This window comes from Variovorax sp. 01T432 (assembly GCF_056398605.1).
In genome coordinates, this window is the sequence record NZ_JBFTPS010000006.1 from 172,765 (window position 1) to 191,007 (window position 18,243).

General features: G+C 68.2%; 15 protein-coding genes. 3 read left to right on the forward strand and 12 right to left on the reverse strand.

Translation table 11 applies throughout. The features are described 5' to 3' along the window. Positions 1-46: 46 nt before the first annotated feature. Genes AC1DNF_RS07590 through imuA form a run of 3 tightly spaced genes read right to left on the reverse strand, consistent with a single transcriptional unit; the run spans position 47 to position 5,472 of the window. Positions 47-3,367, reverse strand: coding sequence for an error-prone DNA polymerase (locus AC1DNF_RS07590; RefSeq protein ID WP_478147959.1), 3,321 nt, complete (start codon positions 3,365-3,367; stop codon positions 47-49). After that, positions 3,360-4,694, reverse strand: a complete 1,335-nt coding sequence (locus tag AC1DNF_RS07595; protein ID WP_478147960.1) for a Y-family DNA polymerase — start codon at positions 4,692-4,694, stop codon at positions 3,360-3,362. Before AC1DNF_RS07595 ends, AC1DNF_RS07590 begins: the two co-directional genes overlap by 8 nt. Further along, positions 4,663-5,472 (reverse strand): translesion DNA synthesis-associated protein ImuA, encoded by an 810-nt coding sequence (imuA, locus tag AC1DNF_RS07600; RefSeq protein ID WP_478147961.1) that lies wholly within the window; start codon positions 5,470-5,472, stop codon positions 4,663-4,665. Before imuA ends, AC1DNF_RS07595 begins: the two co-directional genes overlap by 32 nt. A gap of 167 nt (positions 5,473-5,639) precedes the next feature. On the opposite strand from imuA, the gene AC1DNF_RS07605 reads away from it, so the two are divergent. After that, entirely contained in the window at positions 5,640-6,605 is a 966-nt protein-coding gene (locus tag AC1DNF_RS07605; RefSeq protein WP_478147985.1) for an aldo/keto reductase, read from the forward strand. A gap of 15 nt (positions 6,606-6,620) precedes the next feature. Here the strand turns inward: AC1DNF_RS07605 and xylB are convergent, their stop codons facing one another. The 7 genes from xylB to AC1DNF_RS07640 all read right to left on the reverse strand — a co-directional run bounded on the left by xylB (position 6,621) and on the right by AC1DNF_RS07640 (position 13,482). Further along, positions 6,621-7,409 carry a D-xylose 1-dehydrogenase gene (gene xylB, locus AC1DNF_RS07610; protein WP_478147962.1) on the reverse strand — a complete coding sequence of 263 codons (789 nt, stop codon included), beginning with the start codon at positions 7,407-7,409 and terminating at the stop codon, positions 6,621-6,623. A gap of 37 nt (positions 7,410-7,446) precedes the next feature. Beyond that, on the reverse strand, positions 7,447-8,109 hold the full coding sequence (locus tag AC1DNF_RS07615; RefSeq protein WP_478147963.1) for a ThuA domain-containing protein: 663 nt from the start codon (positions 8,107-8,109) through the stop codon (positions 7,447-7,449). Between the two features lie 21 nt (positions 8,110-8,130). Then, a complete protein-coding gene (locus tag AC1DNF_RS07620; protein ID WP_478147964.1) occupies positions 8,131-9,228 on the reverse strand; it encodes a Gfo/Idh/MocA family protein in 1,098 nt (365 codons plus the stop codon). A gap of 15 nt (positions 9,229-9,243) precedes the next feature. Continuing rightward, positions 9,244-10,299, reverse strand: coding sequence for an ABC transporter ATP-binding protein (locus AC1DNF_RS07625; RefSeq protein ID WP_478147965.1), 1,056 nt, complete (start codon positions 10,297-10,299; stop codon positions 9,244-9,246). A 49-nt stretch (positions 10,300-10,348) separates the two neighbouring features. Then, a complete protein-coding gene (locus AC1DNF_RS07630; protein WP_478147966.1) occupies positions 10,349-11,200 on the reverse strand; it encodes a carbohydrate ABC transporter permease in 852 nt (283 codons plus the stop codon). Further along, positions 11,193-12,131 (reverse strand): carbohydrate ABC transporter permease, encoded by a 939-nt coding sequence (locus tag AC1DNF_RS07635; protein ID WP_478147967.1) that lies wholly within the window; start codon positions 12,129-12,131, stop codon positions 11,193-11,195. The genes AC1DNF_RS07630 and AC1DNF_RS07635 overlap by 8 nt, the downstream gene beginning before the upstream one ends. Before the next feature lie 73 nt (positions 12,132-12,204). After that, positions 12,205-13,482: an ABC transporter substrate-binding protein gene (locus AC1DNF_RS07640; protein WP_478147968.1), complete on the reverse strand. Its 1,278-nt coding sequence runs from the start codon at positions 13,480-13,482 to the stop codon at positions 12,205-12,207. 228 nt (positions 13,483-13,710) lie between these two features. Here AC1DNF_RS07640 and AC1DNF_RS07645 point away from each other — a divergent pair, with 228 nt between their 5' ends. Continuing rightward, positions 13,711-14,961: an ROK family transcriptional regulator gene (locus tag AC1DNF_RS07645; RefSeq protein ID WP_478147969.1), complete on the forward strand. Its 1,251-nt coding sequence runs from the start codon at positions 13,711-13,713 to the stop codon at positions 14,959-14,961. Here the strand turns inward: AC1DNF_RS07645 and AC1DNF_RS07650 are convergent. Continuing rightward, positions 14,888-16,564, reverse strand: coding sequence for a glycoside hydrolase family 43 protein (locus AC1DNF_RS07650; protein WP_478147970.1), 1,677 nt, complete (start codon positions 16,562-16,564; stop codon positions 14,888-14,890). The genes AC1DNF_RS07645 and AC1DNF_RS07650 overlap by 74 nt on opposite strands. 117 nt (positions 16,565-16,681) lie before the next feature. Between AC1DNF_RS07650 and AC1DNF_RS07655 the strand changes: the two genes are divergently transcribed. Beyond that, positions 16,682-17,878, forward strand: coding sequence for a XylR family transcriptional regulator (locus AC1DNF_RS07655; RefSeq protein WP_478147971.1), 1,197 nt, complete (start codon positions 16,682-16,684; stop codon positions 17,876-17,878). On the opposite strand, the gene AC1DNF_RS07660 is transcribed toward AC1DNF_RS07655, so the two are convergent. Continuing rightward, positions 17,865-18,074, reverse strand: a complete 210-nt coding sequence (locus AC1DNF_RS07660; protein WP_478147972.1) for a hypothetical protein — start codon at positions 18,072-18,074, stop codon at positions 17,865-17,867. The genes AC1DNF_RS07655 and AC1DNF_RS07660 overlap by 14 nt on opposite strands. Between the last annotated feature and the right edge of the window lie 169 nt (positions 18,075-18,243).

The window sequence follows — 18,243 nt, forward strand, 5'->3', positions numbered from 1 at the left end:
ATGGTGGGGCGGCGTAGCTTACCGGCGATTGCCGCAGGCCTTGACTCTAGTGAAAGTCCCGGCTCCTGCTGCTCTGCGCCAGCCGCCCGAGCAGCGGCGTGAGGTCCTTGAAGCCGGTGGCCACCAGGTGGCGCACCTCGCCGCCGCTGTCGACGTCGCACTGCCAGATGCCCTGCACCGCCAGCAGGTGCGACTTCAGCAGCGGCTCGCGCCAGGCCTCGGCCACGTGGCTCCAGACGATCACGTTGACGTTGCCGGTCTCGTCCTCCAGCGTGACGAAGATCGTGCCGTTGGCGGTCTGCGGGCGCTGCCGTCCCATGACCATGCCGCAGGCACGCGCGGTCCGGCCATGCGGCAATGCGCGCAACTGCTGCGCGCTCATGAGCTTCATGCGATCGAGGCGCGGACGCAGCAGCGCCAGCGGATGGCGGCGCAGCGTCAGGCCGAGCGAGGCATAGTCGCCGACGATCTCCTCGCCTTCGGGCGCGACGGGCAATTGCAGCGCGTGCTCATGGATGGGAACGCCCTTGAGCAAGGCCGGCGCGCGACGCTGCGCGGTGGCATCCCACACCTGCTGGCGGCGATGGCCCGACAGCGTCAGCAGCGCATCGGCGGCGGCGAGGGCCGCCATGTCCTTGGCGTCGAGTTCGGCGCGCAGGGCCAGGTCTTCGGTGCTGGCGAAGGGAGACTGGGCGCGGGCGTCGAGCAACCTCCTTGCGCCGGCCTCGCTCAGCCCGCCGATGCGCTTCAGGCCCAGGCGCACGGCGGGCTGGCCGGGGAGCCCCCATCCCGGTCCTTGCCCGGGCGGGGAAGGAGAAGCGGCCTCCAGGGTGCAGTCCAGCCTGCTCATCGTGACGTCGACCGGGCGCACTTCGACGCCATGGCGCCGCGCGTCCTGCACCAGCTGGGAGGGCGAATAGAAACCCATCGGCTGCGAGTCCAGCAGCGCCGCCAGAAAGCATGCGGGCTCGTAGTGCTTGAGCCAGCTGCTCACGCTGACCAGCAGCGCGAAGCTCGCGGCATGGCTTTCGGGAAAGCCGTATTCGCCGAAGCCCTGCACCTGCTTGAAGATGGACTCGGCGAAGGCGCGGTCGTAGCCGTTGTCCACCATGCCGCCCACCAGTGGCTCGTGGAACTTGTCGACGCCGCCCTTGCGCTTCCAGGCCGCCATCGAGCGGCGCAGGCGGTCCGCCTGGTCGGGTGTGAACTTGGCCGCGATCATCGAGATCTGCATCACCTGCTCCTGGAAGATCGGGACGCCGAGCGTGCGCCCCAGCGCGGGGATGAGGTCCGGATAGGGATAGTGGATCTTTCCGCCCTTGCGCAGCTTCTCGCGGTTCTGGAGGTACGGATGCACCATGCCGCCCTGGATGGGGCCGGGCCGCACGATGGCGACCTCGATCACCAGGTCCTCGTAGCAGCGCGGCCGCAGGCGCGGCAGCATCGACATCTGCGCGCGGCTCTCGATCTGGAACACGCCGACGGTGTCGGCCTTGCAGATCATGTCGAACACCGCCTCGTCGTTGTTCGGGACCTCATGCATCTGCAGCGCGCTCCGGCGCCAGGCGTTGACGAAGTCGAGCGCGCGGCGAATGGCGCTCAGCATGCCCAGCGCGAGCACGTCGACCTTCAGCATGCCCATGGCTTCGAGATCGTCCTTCTCCCACTGGATGACCGAGCGGTCCTTCATGGAGGCGTTCTCGACCGGCACCAGGCGCGTGAGCCTGCTCTGCGTGAGCACGAAGCCGCCGACGTGCTGGCTCAGGTGGCGCGGAAAGCCCTTGAGCTGCTGCGTGAGTTCGATCCACTGGTGCAGCTTGAGCATGTCTTCGCGAACGCCCGCGCGCGCCATTGCCTCTTCCATTCGATGGTCGAGCACGGCGTCGTCGAACCAGTAGTGGTCTTTCGCGAACTCGTCGACCAGGCGCTCGTCGACGCCGAGCGCCTTGCCCACATCGCGCAGCGCGCTGCGCGAGCGATAGCAGATGACCACGGCGGCGATGGCGGCGCGCTCGCGGCCGTACTTCTGGTAGATGTACTGGATGACCTCCTCGCGCCGCTGGTGCTCGAAGTCGACGTCGATGTCGGGCGGTTCGTGGCGTTCGCGGCTCAGGAAGCGCTCGAACAGCAGGTTGCCCGTGTCCGGGTCGATCGCGGTGATGCCGAGGCAGAAGCAGACCGCCGAGTTCGCCGACGAGCCGCGGCCCTGGCAGAGGATGTGCTTCTCGTTGGCGAAGCGCACGATGTCCTCGACCGTGAGGAAGAACATCTCGTAGTGGAGTTCGACGATCAGCCCCAGCTCGCGCTCGAGCTGCGCGCGCACCTTCTCGGGAACGCCGTGCGGGTACCTCCTGCGCGCGCCTTCCCAGGTCTTGCGCACCAGGGTCTGGGCCGGCGTCTCGCCGCCCCCGACGTTCTCCAGCGGGTACTGGTAGTGCTTGCGGATCTCGTCGAGATCGAAGGCGCAGCGCCGCATGATGTCGAGCGTGTTCGCCAGCAGCGCGCGGGGGAAGATGTCGGCCAGCCGCTTGCGCGAGCGCAGGTGCCGCTCCGCGTTGGGCTGCAGCGCGAAGCCGCATTCGGTCACGGCCTTGCCTTCGCGCACGGCGCTGATCACGTCCTGCAGCGGCTTGCGCGAGCGCACGTGCATGTGCACGTCGCCCGCGGCCACCAGGGGCACGCCGGTGCGCTCGCTCGCCGCGTACAGCGTGGCGAGCCAGAGATCGTCGTCGATCTCGTTGGGCAGCTCGGCCACCAGCCAGATCTTCTGCTCGAACAGGTCGGCGACGATGCCGATGTCGGCGCACAGGAGCGGCAGGTCGAGCGCCCCGCCCGGCTCGCGCCGCGGCGCCAGGAGGATCTCGCAATGGCGCAGCGATGCGATGTCGCTGTCTTCCAGGCTCACGTGGTAGTCGCCCTTGGGCGCCGTCGTGCGCGCCGTGGTGATGAACTCGCACAGGTTGCCCCAGCCTTCGAGGTCGTGCGCGATCGCGACCAGCCTGAAGCGCTCGAACAGGAACTCGCTGCCGTACAGGACGCGGAAACCCGGGTTGCGCGGATGCGGCGGCTGGTCGGGGTTCTCGCGATCCTGCTCGTCGAGGAGTTCGAGGTATTCCTTGAGCCCCACGTGCGCGCGCACCACGCCGGCGACCGAGCACTCGTCGGTGATCGCCAGCGCCGAATAGCCCAGCTCGTAGGCGAGCGTGACGAGTTCTTCGGGGTTCGATGCGCCGCGCTGGAAGCTGAAGTTCGAGATGCAGTGCAGTTCCGCATAGCCCGGCAGGCGGTGCGCCGGCTTTGGCGCCGGCTGCAGCACATGCACCCTGGCCGCGCGCGCACGCAGTTGCTTGTCGCTGAGTTCAGGCATAGAGGCCCTGCAGGTACCAGCGCACCTCGCCCGATGCGAAGCAGGTCGAGGGCCGCTCGCGATAGATCCACACGAGGCCGGCGCGAGGGCTCTCGGCGATGTAGTAGTCGCGCACGGCAGGCCGGCCGTCGTGCCACCATCCCGTCTCCAGCCGCTGCGGGCCGACGAGATTGCGCAGCGGCCCCTGGTAGCAGGGGTATTCGCCCTGCATGTCCAGCGGCAGCGGCTCGCGCAGCAGCCATGAAGGGTAGATGGCGTCCGCGTTCGAGACGCCGTCCTTCGCCTGCGGGCCCTGGCGCAGGCCGGGTGCGCCCTGCAGCGCGGGCTGCCATGTCTGGCGGCACTCCGGCCGGTGATCGGCCCGCGCGACCGCGCCCAGCACCTGCTGCGCGCCCAGCCGCGCGCTGAGCCGCTCGACCAGCTCATGCAGCTTGTCGCCCTTGCGGTTGTCCTCGGGCAGGAAACTCGTGCTCGCGCCGGCCCAGGGCGTGGTCTCAAGCGAGCGCAGGCGCAGCCAGCTCGCGGGGGCGGCGAGCCGGGTGAGCGCCAGTCTTTCGGCCATCAGCCGGCGCAGGTGCGCCATGTCCTGCGTGGGCTGTGCCGTGCGCACGGTGATGTGCTGGTGCGGCGGCAGGTCGACGCCGTTGAAGCGCCGCAGGTCCAGCGTCCATTGCAGTTCGAGCGCCACCGCACCGCGCTGGCGCGCGCGCAGCCAGATCTGCAGCGAAGCGAGCAGGCGGTTGGCCGACCACATGAGTTCGGGCGCGCCCTCGGCCAGCGCGGGCAGTTCGAGCTTCTGCTCGAAGGCATCGGGCAGCGTGAGCCAGCGGTGGCTTTCCGGCCGCGTTCCCCAGGCCGCATCGAGGGCCTCGCGCAGTTCCTTGCCGAAGCGGCGCGTGAGCCCGCCGCGCGGCAGTGCCGCCACATCGCCCCAGGTGCGGCAGCCCAGGTGTGCCAGCACGTCGAGGTGTCCGGCGGCGGCGCTCAGGGTGTCGAGCGGCAGGCCGGCCGGCACCTCGGCCGGCGGCGGCTGGCCGCGCGCGAACATGCGCAGCCGCGCGAGCGCGATGAGGCTGGTCGCGCCCTGCGCCTGCTGCACGCGCACCGGCGCCGGGTTCGTGGATGCGATCTGGCGCATCAAGGCCGCGCGCCCACCCCACAAGCGCTCGCAGGCGGACACCTCGAGCAGCAGTGCCTCATCGTCGACCCAGGCGACGCGCGGGGTGAACTGCAGGGCCCACCAGCCGAGCGCCTCCGGCGAAGGCATCGCGGGCATCGGGTCCGTGGAGGCCATTTCAGGCGGCCAGCGCAGCGCGATCCATTGCATGATGCTTTCCCTGGTGGAGATCGAGGCGGACCACGGTCGCGCTCCCGCTTCCTTGCGGCGTGGCCTGCGCTTCGCCCTCCTGCTGCCGCCGCAGCTTGCGCCGCAGCTGGCTCGCGGCAAGCAGCGCCGTCATGCGCTCGCTGCGCGCGGGCAGCTGCAGAGGCGATGCCAGCGGCGGGCCGCGGCGCTTGAGGATGCGCACGTCGATCTGCGTGCGGTCTTCCTCGCAGGTGGAGAGCTGCAGGCGCAGCCGTGCCGGCGAAGTGGCCTGGGCCGCGCTCTCGGGGCGGAACACGAACAGCAGCGACTCGTGCTGCGCCGCCGCAAGCTGCAGGCGCCGCAGTTCGCCGACGCGCGCCTGCGGCAGCCAGGCCAGCACGGCGGCGACCTCGGCGCAGCGCAATGCCTGCTCGCAGGCCCAGAGACGGGCGGCCGGCGCGTCGCTGCGAACCCACAGCAAGGCCTCGACCGGCAGGCCGCGCGCCTCCAGCGAGGGGCCGAAAGGCTCATGCGGCGCGCCGATCAGCACGACCGGGCCGGGGCCGCCCCGCACCGCCCGCGCCAATGCCGGCAGCAGCAGTTGCCACGAAGGCGCATCGGGGCTGGCTTGCAGCAGCTCGGTCATGGCCCCGACCGGCCAGCCGCCGCCGGGCAACTGCGCATCGAGCGCCTCGTGGCCGGTACCGATGACCTGCGAATCGGCCAGGCCCAGCTCGTCCGCGTGCCAGAGCTTGTGGCGCGCGGAGGAGGAGAAGGAGTCGAAGGAAGGCAGGCCCATGATCATCGAGTAACTGTATTTTTATACAGTATTCTTCGCCTCTTGTCAGGACTTTGCCATCCGAGAGAAATGAAAAAGAAAAACCTGTCCGGTCGATACCATCTATGGGATAAATGCGCGGGGAGTACTCCAAGCTCAAGCCGGCCGCCGAATCGATCGGGCACCTGATGCTCGCCGTCGCCCAGACCCCCGTGAACGCAGTGGCATCGCTTACCCGCGGCCAGCTATTGCGCCTGGGCGCCGCGCTGTCGCTTTCCGCCGCCCTGCCCTTGCCCGCCCTCGGTCAACGCCCAGCCCAGCCCGCCACGAAGATGAACACACGTCCCATCCCCTCCACCCAGGAAGCCCTGCCCGTGATCGGCTGCGGCACCTGGATCGGCTTCGACGTCGCCGCCGGCAGCGCCGAATACCAGCGCCTGCCGGGCGTGCTCGACGCCCTGTTCGCCGCCGGCGGCAGGATGCTCGACAGCTCGCCGATGTATGGCCGATCCGAAGCCGTCACCGGCGAGCTGCTGGCCGCCTCCGGACAGCGCGGCAACGCCTTCCTCGCCACCAAGGTCTGGACCAGCGGCCGCGACGCCGGCATCGCGCAGATGGAGCAGTCCTTCCAGCGCCTGCGCACCGAACGCATGGACCTGATGCAGGTGCACAACCTGGTCGACTGGCGCACGCACATCCAGACGCTGCGCGGCTGGAAGGACAAGGGCCGTGTGCGCTACATCGGCATCACGCACTACACCGCCTCCGCCTACGCCGAGGTCGAAGCGGTGCTGCGCGCCGAGAAGCTCGACTTCCTGCAGATCAACTACTCGATCGATGCGAAGGAAGCCGCGCAGCGCCTGCTGCCGCTGGCGGCCGAGCGCGGCGTCGCCGTCATCGTCAACATGCCCTTCGGCGGCGGCGGCCTGCTGCGCCGGCTGGGCGACAAGCCCCTGCCCGCCTGGGCCGCCGAGATCGGCTGCACGAGCTGGGCGCAGGTGCTGCTCAAGTTCGTGCTGAGCCATCCGGCTGTGACCTGCACCATCCCCGGCACCAGCCAGCCCCGCCACATGGCGGACAACGCCGCCGCGGGCGCGGGCCCGATGCCGGACGACGCCTTCTGGCAGCGTCACGAGGCTTCGCTGCCGCTCTAGGCTGCCGCCGGGGCGCTACCGCCAGCCGGCATCGACGAAGTAGTTGTGGCCGGTGCACATGCGGGCGTCGTCCGAGGCCAGGAACAGCACCAGATTCGCCACGTCGGCGGGCATGACGCGCTCCTTCAGGCATTGGCCCGCGAGCATGCGTTCGGTCTCCTCCTCATCGTGCCAGAGCGCGTCCTGGCGCGGCGTCTTGACACCGCCCGGAACGACCGTGTTCACGCGGATGCCGAACTTGCCCAGGTCGCGCGCCAATGCGCGGGTCAGGCCCTCGATGCCCGCCTTGGCGCTCTGGTAGAGCGCGAGATCCGGCAGCGCCAGGTGCCAGCTCACCGAGCCGAAGTTCAGGATGACGCCGCTGCCGGCCTCCTTCATCCCGGGCGCGACGGCCTGCGCGGCGAAGAAGAAGTGGCGCAGGTTGACCGCGAAGCGCTCGTCCCAGTACGCGGGGGTGACCTCGCCGATCGAATGGCGGTCGTCGCTGGCGGCATTGTTGACCAGCACATCGATGCCGCCGAATTCGGCCCGCACCGACGCGATGGTCCGCTGCAGGGCAGGCAGGTCCCTGAGGTCCACATGGTCGAAGCGCGGCGCCCAGGCCGCGCCGGGCGCCAGTCTTTCGCGCAGGGCATGGGAGAGCGCGTCCTCGATGTCGACGAAGGCGACACGGGCGCCCTGCCGCACGAAGGCTTCCACCAGCGCGGCACCGATGCCGGAGGCGCCTCCGCTGATGAAGACCCGCTTGCCCTTCAGGCTGGCGTACGTCGTCGTGCTGGCCGAGGGTTGTTGTTGTTGATGCATGGCTGGTGTCTGCTGGTGGATGAATCGGGGCGGACGATCAGGCCGACCGGGCCTGGGCCTCGCGCGCGGCCCACAGCATCCCGCGTTCGAGGATCGTGCGCATCGGCAGTACCTCGAACTCCCTGGCGACGTGGCCCAGCGCGCTGTAGAACACGCGGCCCAGGCCATGCCGGCGCTTCCACACGACCGGCATCACGACGCCGTCCACCCACGGCGCATGTTCGCCGCCGAAGGTCGTCGTCGCGAGCACCTCGTTCGAGGGGTCGACATGCATGTAGTACTGCTCCGAGCGGTAGTCGAAGTCGTCGATGCCTTCCATCACGGGATCGTCGCGACGCGCGATGTCGACACGAAAATCGATGATGTTGCCGGGGTGGGCGACCCATTGCCCGCCGGTCATGAACTGATAGTCGACCGCGTCGCGGAACGCATCGCACATGCCGCCGTGGAAGCCGGCGAGCCCGACACCGCCGCGCACCGCGCTGCCCAGGTTGGCGAGTTCATCCTTCTCGATCTTCGACATCGTGAAGATCGGAACGATCAGGCTCAGCCCGGCGAGCGCGGGATCGGCGAAGGCCCGGGTCGACGACTCGACACGGACCTTGAAGCCATGCCCGGCCAGTATGTCCGAGACGATCTTCGCGCACTGCTCGGGCTCGTGCCCGCTCCAGCCGCCCCACACGATCATTGCTTCGCGCATTTCAATCACTCCGGTGTCGGTTCAGTCGAGGGCGCCGGCCGTCAGCGCGGTCGGCAGCATCCGCGGCCGCTCGGGCCGGGTTTTGATCGTCACGTGGCGGCCGCGATCGGAGGAGGTCTGGAACGCCTCCATCACCTCGAGCACATGCAGCGCCAGTTGGCCGGAGGCGCGGTGCGGCCTGTTGGCGCGAATCGCGTGCGCCATGTCGGCCACGCCGATGCTGCGGAAGTTGCCGTCTGCGTAGGCATGCTCGGTGGGCCGTTCGATCCAGTCCTGGCCGGCCCCGGCGACCTCGATGGTGCCGCCGAACCTGTTCGGGTCGGGCACGATCATGCTGGCCTCGGTGCCGTACAGCTCGATGGGCGAATGGCGATGCCTGGGAACGTCGAAGCTCATGACGATCGACACCACCGCGCCCGAGGCGAACTCCAGCGTGCCCGCGACATGGGTGGCCACCTCGACCGCGATCGGAGTGCCGTTGAGCGGCTCGCTGGTGATCAGCCGTTCGCTGCGCGATCGCGTCGCGGCGCCCGATACGCGCGCGACCGGCCCGATCAGGTTGACCAGCGCGGTGATGTAGTAGGGCCCCATGTCCAGCATCGGGCCCCCGCCCTCGGCATAGTAGAAAGCCGGATTCGGATGCCAGCGCTCATGGCCGGGGCACATGAAGAACGCGCTGCCGGCGACCGGCCGGCCGATCACGCCTTCGTCCACCAGCTTGCGACAGGTCTGATGCGAGCCGCCCAGGAAGGTGTCGGGCGCGCAGCCGACGCGCAGGCCGCGCTGGTCGGCGGCTTCGAGCAGCGTCAGCGCCTGGACCGTCGTCAGCGCCAGCGGCTTCTCGGAGTGCACGTGCTTGCCGCTGCGCAGCGCCATCAGGCCGACCTCGACATGCGCGGCCGGGATCGTCAGGTTGACGATGATCTCGATCTCCGGGTCGCGCATCAGTTCGTCGACCGAGCAGGCCTTGAGCCCGAACTGGGCCGCCCGGGCGCGCGCGGCCTCGGGCTTCAAATCGGCGACGCCGCGGATGTCGAGGATGGGGAAGCCCGTCGCGGCCTTCAGATAGGCCTCGCTGATGTTCCCGCAACCGATGATGCCGATACCGACCTTGTTCACGGATGAGCTCCTTGTTCAGTTGATTCGTTGGCCGCTCGCCGCATCGAACAGATGCGCGCGTTCGGGTTGCACGGCGATGCGGATGAGCTCGCCCGCACGCGCGCGCACGCGCTCGCGGAACACCGCCGTGATCCGCTGCCCGCCCACGCTCGCCACCACCTGGGTCTCCGATCCGGTGGGCTCGACCACCTCCACCGTCGCCGCGAAACCACCGTCGTCGAGCGAGAAGTGCTCCGGCCGTATGCCGTAGACCGCCGCCGGCCCCTGCGCGCGGGTCGGCGCGCCGGCGAAGGGCAGCATCGGCCCGCCGTCCACCAGGAAGTGGTCGTCCTGCAGGCGTCCCTGGATCACATTCATCGCCGGGCTGCCGATGAAGCCGGCGACAAACAGGTTGGCCGGGCGGTCGTAGAGATCGAGCGGTTCGCCGATCTGCTCGACCACGCCGTCGTGCAGCACGACGATCCTGTCGGCCATCGTCATCGCCTCGACCTGGTCATGGGTCACGTAGACGATGGTGGTGCCCAGCCGCTGATGCAGCGCCTTGATCTCGGTGCGCATCTGGACGCGCAGCTTGGCATCGAGGTTGGACAGCGGCTCGTCGAACAGGAACACCTTGGGGTCGCGAACGATCGCCCGGCCCATCGCCACGCGCTGGCGCTGGCCGCCGGAGAGCTGCCTGGGCAGGCGCCCGAGCACCGGCTCGAGGTCGAGGATGCGCGCGGCACGCTCGACCCTGGGCCGGATCTCCGAGTCCTGCACGCCCTTCATCCTGAGCGAGAAGGCCATGTTCTCCTCGACCGTCATGTGCGGATAGAGCGCGTAGTTCTGGAACACCATCGCGATGTCGCGCGCCTTGGGCTCCACGTGGTTGACCACCCGCGCGCCGATGCGGATCTCGCCGGCGCTGATATCTTCCAGACCGGCGATCATGCGCAGCAGCGTCGACTTGCCGCAGCCGGACGGGCCGACCAGGATCACGAACTCGCCATCCTGGATTTCGACGTCGACGCCGCGGATGATGGGCACCGCGCCGTAGCTTTTCTGAACGCCTTGAATGCTGACCGAAGCCACGTTGGAGCCTTTCAATTCACGCGCCGACGAAGGCGTCGGCGACTGTCTGTCATCCCTTGACCGAGCCCGAGGTCAGGCCGGCCACGATGTGCTTCTGCGCCGCGAAGAACATGACGACCGCGGGCAGGATCGTCAGCGTGATGAACGCCAGCACCAGGTGCCAGTCGGTCGAGAACTCGCCTTGATAGGCCATGATCCCGAGCGGCCAGGTGTAGAGCGTGTCGCGGTTGAACACGACGAGCGGCAGGAGGTAGGCATTCCAGCTGTGCACGAACACGATCACCGCGACGGTCGCCAGGATCGGCCGCGACAGCGGCAGCATGATGTGCCAGAAGAACCTGAAGTAGCCGCAGCCGTCGATCAGCGCGGCTTCGAACAGGTCTGAAGGCAGTTGCTTGAAGTAGTTGCGAAACAGCAGGATGCTGGTCGCCAGGCCGAAGGCCACCTGCGGCAGCACCACGCCCCAGTAGGTGTCGAGCAGGCCGAGATCGCGGATCTTGATGAACAGCGGCAGGATCGCGGTGGCGGCCGGGAACATCAGGCCGAGCAGCAGGTAGTTGAAGAGAAAGTCGGAGCCGAAGAAGCGCACGTGCACGAACACGAAGGCCGCCATCGCCGAGACCGCGACGGTCAGCACCACCGTCAGGACCGCGATCACGCCCGAGTTCCACATCAGGTGCCAGTAGCGCCCGCCGGAGAGGATGCCCCAGTAGTTGCGCCACTCCCATTGGGACGGCAGGCCGAACGGGTTGACGCGCAGGTCGCCGAGCGTCTTGAAGCCGCCCAGCGCGGTCGCCACCAGCGGAATCAGCACCAGCCCCGCCACCAGGAACAGGACCGCATAGCGCAAGACGGACGGCATCGAGGCCGACGAGGCGCGGGGTGATTCGGAGTCAGTCATTGCGCATCAGGATCCGCTTGTAGCCGAACGCGAACACCACGCAGATCAGGAAGAGCACCACGCCCACGGCGCTGCCGAATCCGATCTCCATCCGCGTCACGCCGTAGTTGTAGAGGAAGGTCACCATCGTCTGCGTGCTGTCCGACGGGCCGCCCTTGGTCAGCGGCATGATCAGGTCGAAGAGCTGGATCGATCCGAGGATGCAGAAGAACACCGACAGCCTGATCGTCGAGCCGAGCAAGGGGAAGGTGATGCGCCTGAAGATCTGCCAGCGCGAGGCGCCATCGATGCGCGCCGCCTCGTACAGGCTGCGGTCGATCTGCTGCAGGCCGGCGATGTACAGGATCATGTGGAAGCCGAAGTACTTCCAGATCACCACCACCAGGATGGCGTACATCGCGATGTCCGGGTCGGCCAGCACATAGGGCGCGGTCGCGCCGAAGGCCTCCCAGATCTTGGCCAGAAAGCCATAGTCGCCGTCGTAGACGAAGCGCCAGATCAGGCCCGCCGCGATCTCGGCGAGGATGTAGGGCAGGAAGAAGATCAGCCGGAAGGTGTTGGTGCCGCGCAGCCGCTCGGCCAGCAGCACCGCCATGCCCAGCGCCAGCGGCAGCTGGATGGCCAGCGAAGCCACGATGATCAGGGCGTTGTTGGTCAGCGCGATCCGGAACGCCGGATTCTCGAACAGCAGGCGGAAATTGCGCCAGCCCACGAATTCCGTCGGCGTGCCGAAGCCGTTCCAGTTGAAGAAGCTGTACCAGGCGGCCTCCCCCATCGGCAGTGCGACGAACAGGGTGAAGAGCAACAGCGCCGGCGGCAGGAACAGCAGCAGCACCGCCGTCGTTCCGCCCACCCGCCCGGAAGGCCTGCGCAGCCACGCCGAAGGGCGAAGGACCGCACGGCTGACAGTTTCGGAAAGACCGGTCGTCATCACGCTCGCACTTTCGGCAATGGGGGTGGAGACAGGCCGCATCCTTGCTGCGCGGCCAGCGAGGGTCGCGCCTTCACTTGCCGGTTGCGCGCTGCCAACCCGTCTGCACGGCGGCCGCCGCATCCGCCGGCTTGATCCGCCCGGAGGCGAGGTCGGCCGAGACGTCGTTGACAACGGCACCGACCGACGGGCCGAGCATCTGGTCGTAGAAGAGCTGGTGGTACTTCGAACGAGCGACGTTCTCCGCCAGCTGGCGCAGGATCGGGTGCTTGATGTACTCCTGGGTTCCCTTCACCACCGGCAGGTACAAGCCGCGCTCGGCCGCCACGCGCTGGTTCTCTTCGCTCGAGAAGAAGCGCATGAACTCGAGCGCCTCCTTGGGCGAGCCCTTGGTGATCAGCCAGCCGTTCATGCCGCCCAGCGTGTCCGACGCCTCGCCCTTGCCGCCGGGCACGGTCGGAAACGGCATCCAGCCGAGCTTGTCGTCGGCAATGCCCTGCTTGTTGGCCGAATTCGCCCGCATCGAGCCGAGCAGGGAATTCAGCATCAAGGTCATCGCGCCCTTGCCGTCGCCGAACTGTCCCGTCGACTGCGGGAAGGTGGCACCCAGGTAGCCCGGCTGGAACGGCTTCAGGTCGGCCAACTGCTTGAACAGTTCGCCCGCGCGCACGAAGGTGTCGTCGGCGAAGCCCTTGCCCTCGCCTTGCAGCGCGGCCTCGAAGGCCGCCTTGCCGCCGAGGCGGATCGCCAGTTCCGACCAGTAGAAATGCAGCGGCCACTTGTCGCCCCCGCCGGCGATGATGGGCGTGATGCCCGCGGCCTGGAACTTCTTGACCGCCGCCAGCAGGTCGTCCCAGGTCTTGATCGACGATGCATCGACGCCGGCCTTGGCGAACAGGTCCTTGTTGTAGAAGAAGCCCACCACCGACATCTGCTGCGGCACGCCGTAGACCTTGCCGTCGACGGTATAGGCCTGCATCGCCGCGGGCAGGAAGCGGTCGCGCCAGCTCGCATCCATCGGCACCGACAGGTCTTCGAGGACTCCCGCCTTGATCTGCTCGCGCAGCACGCCGCCGCCCCAGCTGTACAGCACGTTCGGCCGCTCGGGCGACTGCAGCAGCGTGGTCAGCTTCTTCTTGTACGACTCGTTCTCGAGATACTGGATCTCGACCTTGACGCCGGGGTGCGTGGATTCGAATCGACGCGCGATGTCGTTGAAGAACACGCTGACTTCGGGATTCTGGTCGACGTGCATCAGGCGAACCGTGACGTCGGCGGCCGCGGCCCCCACGCAGGCCAGGGCCGCGCTCACGGCGAGCGCCGCGCAGGATGCGAACTTGCGGAAGTTCATCAGAGTCTCCATTTGTATGTTGGCCGAACAAATGTGATCCATGGCGCGGCATGCGTCATCAGGGAATACGCCAAGAGGCTCCGAAACCCCTCGGACGGGCCGTTTTTGTGCGCCGCTCCCAGTAAACTGGTCAGAATCCGTCACGCCGGGACGAATCCGTGGGAACATTGATTCGACCAGCATTCATAACTTCGCGTGCAGCCGGCCCCGACCCGGCAAGAGCCGTCAATGTCCACAGCACCCATCAAGGGCGACCAGCACTTCGTCAAGAACCTCAACCGCATGTCGCTGCTGCGACTGCTGCGGGAGCAGGCGGGCATCTCGCGCGCCGACCTGTCAGCGCGCAGCGGCCTGACGCGCTCGACCGTCAGCCTCCTGATCAAGGAACTCATCGACGAGGGCTGGCTGGTCGAGGCGGACGCCTTCGCCACCGGCGCGCTCGGACGCCGGCCCACGCCCCTGAGCCTGGACGGCACGCGGATCGTGCTGCTGGGCGCCGATCTCGGGCCCGATGCGATCAGGGTCGTGGCAACCTCGATCCACGGCGCGGTGCTGGAGTCGAGCCAGGCCGCGCTGCGCTCGAAGGACCCCGACGAGGCCTGCCACCAGCTGGTGGCGATGGTGACGACCCTGTCCGCCAAGGTCACCCGGGCCGGCGCGCGGCTGCTGGGCATCGGCGTCGGCCTGCACGGGCCGGTGGACAAGCGCTCGGGCATGCTGGAATTCGCGCCGAACATCGGCTGGCGCAAGGTCGAGGTCGGCCGCCGCCTCGGCGCCGAACTCGCTTCGGCCGGACTCGGCGACGTGCCGGTGTATTACCAGAACGAAGCCGATCTGGCCGCGGTCGGCGAGACCGAGTTCTGCGTGCGGCCGGTCGACGACCCCCTGGTCTACATCAGCTGCGGCGTGGGCGTCGGCGCGGGCATCATTCTCAACGAGGCGCTCTTCACCGGCGCCACCGGATCGGCCGGCGAGATAGGCCACACGACGCTCGTGATCGACGGCGAAGCCTGTTCCTGCGGGCGCCTGGGCTGCGCCGAGGCCTACATCGGGCTCAAATCGATTGCCGCGGCGGCCGGCTGCTTCCAGGACGACGTGATCGACCGGCGGGCGCTGCGCGCGCGCATCGCCGCGCGCGACGCCGCCACGCGCAGCGCGTTCGCGCGGGCCGGGGCCCTGCTCGGCGTGCTGCTGCAGAACGTCTGGGCCACCTTCAATCCGCAGGCGATCGTGCTCGGGGGCGAGACGGTGACGCTCGGCGGCGACACGATGCTCGACGCGGCGACCGAAGTCCTCGCCGATTACGCGCGACGGGCCGGGCTGACGGCGCCCGTGGTTCGGCTGGCCACGTATTCAGACCTTGCCACCGCGGTCGGCGGCGCCGCCTACGTGCTGCATGCGATCCTCAATCCGCATCAACCGGCGCTGCACACCCAGTACGTCCCGCCGGACGCTCGACCTCATGCGGCAATCCGCTGACCGTCGGGATGTAGCTGAAGCGGCTGAAGTCGGCGGCGCGCGCGCTGCCCGACATATCGAAAGCCACCATGCCGACGAAGGCGCCGGTGAACGAACCGAAGGCACCGCGGCCGGCCTCGTCGGAGATGAGGCTGGCGTCGAGCACCGGGCCGACGTCCTCCCAGCGCCCGTCGGCGATGCTGTACCGGAACTGCAGTCGCTCGTGGTCGACCGTGGCGGCCAGCTTCACCGGGCCTTGCGCCGGCAGCGGAATCGGCGCGTCGAGCGCGAAGCTGAGCCGGCCCTCGGGCCAGTTGGCGGCGCAGCTGAAGACCGTCAGGACCCGCCCGTGCAACTCATGCCAGGTGACGGCCAGCAGATGGAACTTGTGCTGGTTGTAGTAGTGCGTCAGGCCCGCCACCTGCTGATGGGTGCGCGGATCGAAGTCGACCTCGGTCTCGGCGCGGAACGCAAAGTGTTCCTGGCGGCGCGCGACCAGGCTCTGCTCGAACCAGCTGCCGATCGACTCGCGCCCATGCAGGCGCAGCGCCTGGCCGGTCAGCGTGAACAGGCGCTCCGGATACGGCGTGCGCAGCCACTGGAACTCGATCGGCAGCGCATCGCCGTCGAAGCGATGGTGGCTGGGCCGCACCGGCAGCGGCTGCACCGAGGCATCGGGGGCCGGCACGTCGACGCGCGGCACCACGCCGCCGCTCTCCAGGTAGAGCCAGTCGTCGTCGCGCCACACGCACTTCTGGATGGCGGTCTCGCGGCCCATCGGCGAGCGGCGCGAGCCGGGCATCGGGCGCGAGCACAGGTGCGTGTGGTAGACCTCGCCCTGCGGCGTCTCCACGATCTGTCCGTGTCCCGCGCGCTGCAGCTCGGCCTCGGGAGCGTCCTTGGACGTGATGAGGTGGGGCTGCGCGGGCAGTTCGTAGGGCCCGTCGATGTGGCGCGAGCGCGCCATGGTCACGGCATGGTCGTAGCCGGTGCCGCCTTCGGCCACCGTCAGGTAGTACCAGCCCTTGCGCTTGAAGAGATGCGGGCCTTCGACCAGCCCGAGCGGACTGCCGCGGAACACGTTCTTCGCGTCGCCGACGAGCCGCCCGCTCACCGGGTCCCACTCCTGCAGCAGGATGCCGGCGAAGCCGGGGCTCTTGGGCTGGCCGCCGACCGAATCGCTGCGATGGTTCCAGTACATGTTCATGAACCACTTGCGGCCGTCGTCGTCGTGGAACAGCGAAGGGTCGAAGCCCGACGAGTTGACATGGATCGGGTCGCTCCACGGGCCTTCGATCGAAGGCGCGGTGACGATGTAGTTGTGGGTGTCCTTGAAGTTGCCGCTGTAGCGCTTGACGTCGGTGTACACCAGCCAGAAGCGGCCGTCGGCATGCGACAGGCACGGCGCCCAGACGCCGCAGGAATCCGGATTGCCGCGCATGTCGAGCTGCGCCGCGCGGTCCAGGGGACGCCTGACGAGCGTCCAGTTGACGAGGTCGCGCGAATGATGGATCTGCACGCCCGGATACCACTCGAAGGTGGAGGTCGCGATGTAGTAGTCTTCGCCGACACGGCAGATCGAGGGGTCGGGGTTGAAGCCCGGCAGGATGGGGTTGTGGATCATCGCGGTGAATGTCTCATGGTTCTTGTCGGCGCCATGCTGCCATCCGGCGGCGCAAAAGCCGATTGTGAAATCAGCCGACCCGGCTGTTGTTTTTGACGCATGCCGCGAGAACCGATGATGGCAAGACCCAGCGCCACGCCGCCGCGCAGACCGCACCGCATTGCCCTGCTCTTCAACGGCAACAAGATCTACGACCGCGAGATCATCGAATCCATCGGTGTCTACCTGCACTCCACCCGCGTCGAATGGGACCTGTTCCTCGAAGAGGATTTCCGCGCCCGGCTGTCGGGCCTGGCGCAATGGCGGACCGACGGGATCATCGCCGACTTCGACGACCCCGCGGTGTGCGAGGCACTCGCGGGCGCGACGGTGCCCGTGGTCGCCGTCGGCGGCTCGCACGCGGACCCGTCGGACTACCCTGCCGGCATTCCTTACGTGGCGACGGACAACTTCAGGCTGGTCAAGCTGGCCCACGACCACCTGATTGAGGCGGGCTTGCCTCGCCTGGCGCTGTACTCGCTGCCGGAAAGCCCCGACAACCGCTGGGCCCAGGAGCGTGAGAAGGCCTTCGCGCGGCTGGTGCCTCGGCCCGACATCCACCGCGGGATGCGCACCAGCGGCGTCCAGTGGTATGCGGCCATCGAGCAGTTGACCCAATGGATCCGCGGGCTGGAGAAGCCCGTGGGCATCGTCGCGATCACCGATGCGCGTGCGCGCCACCTGATGCAGGCGTGCACGCTCGCCGGCATCGCGATCCCCGAAGAGGTCGCCATTGTCGGCATCGACAACGATCCGCTGGCGCAGTCCTTGACGCGCATCGGCCTCAGCTCGGTTCGCCACGGTACGCGCCGGATGGGGCAGACGGCCGCACGCATGCTCCATCAGATGCTCAACGGCGCGCGCCTGAACGGCGCGCGGGTGGTCGTGCCGCCGGCGGGACTCCATGCGCAGGCGTCGAGCAACCATTCCCGGCCCTTCAGCGTCGGCGTGATGAAGGCTCGCTACTACATCCGCCAGTACGCGTGCCAGGGCATCAAGAACGAGCAGGTGGCCGCCTATGTCGGGGTGTCCCGGTCCACGCTGGAGAACACTTTCCGCAAGGAACTGGGCATCACGCTGCACCAGGAACTGCTTTCGCAGCGAATCCTGGCGGCGCAGCGGATGTTGCGCGAGAGCGAACTACCGGCGGCCGAGATTGCCGAGCGCTGCGGCTTCACGACGCTCCAGTACATGTATGTCGTGTTCAAGCGCGAACTCGGGTCGACGCCTGCCGCCTATCGCCGCGAAGCGCGCCAGTCACTCAAGGCTGGGTGAGCCCGGTGCCGACGGCGTTGAACGAATGGAGCGCGACAAAGCCTGCTTCGAGGGCCTGCTCATAGTCGGGAAGACTGTCCGACGATTCGGCAACGCACTCGACAGCGCCGCTGTCCTGCCGCTGCATCAGCTTCCATGAGAACCGGCTGGACGCGAGTTGCTGGACGGTCACGGCGAGACATTGGCACGGAGTCATCGAGAAGCCCTCTTGTCCCGCGGCGCGGGCTCGGAACCAAAGTACAAGGATTCATTGAGCCCGCGTCGAGCGCCTGTGTCGTTGACATCCGTCAAGAACGGACGCATCGACATGTCGGCCGGCCGGAGTGGCTGCGTTCAGCTCTTGAAGCTGACCGGCAGGTGACTTC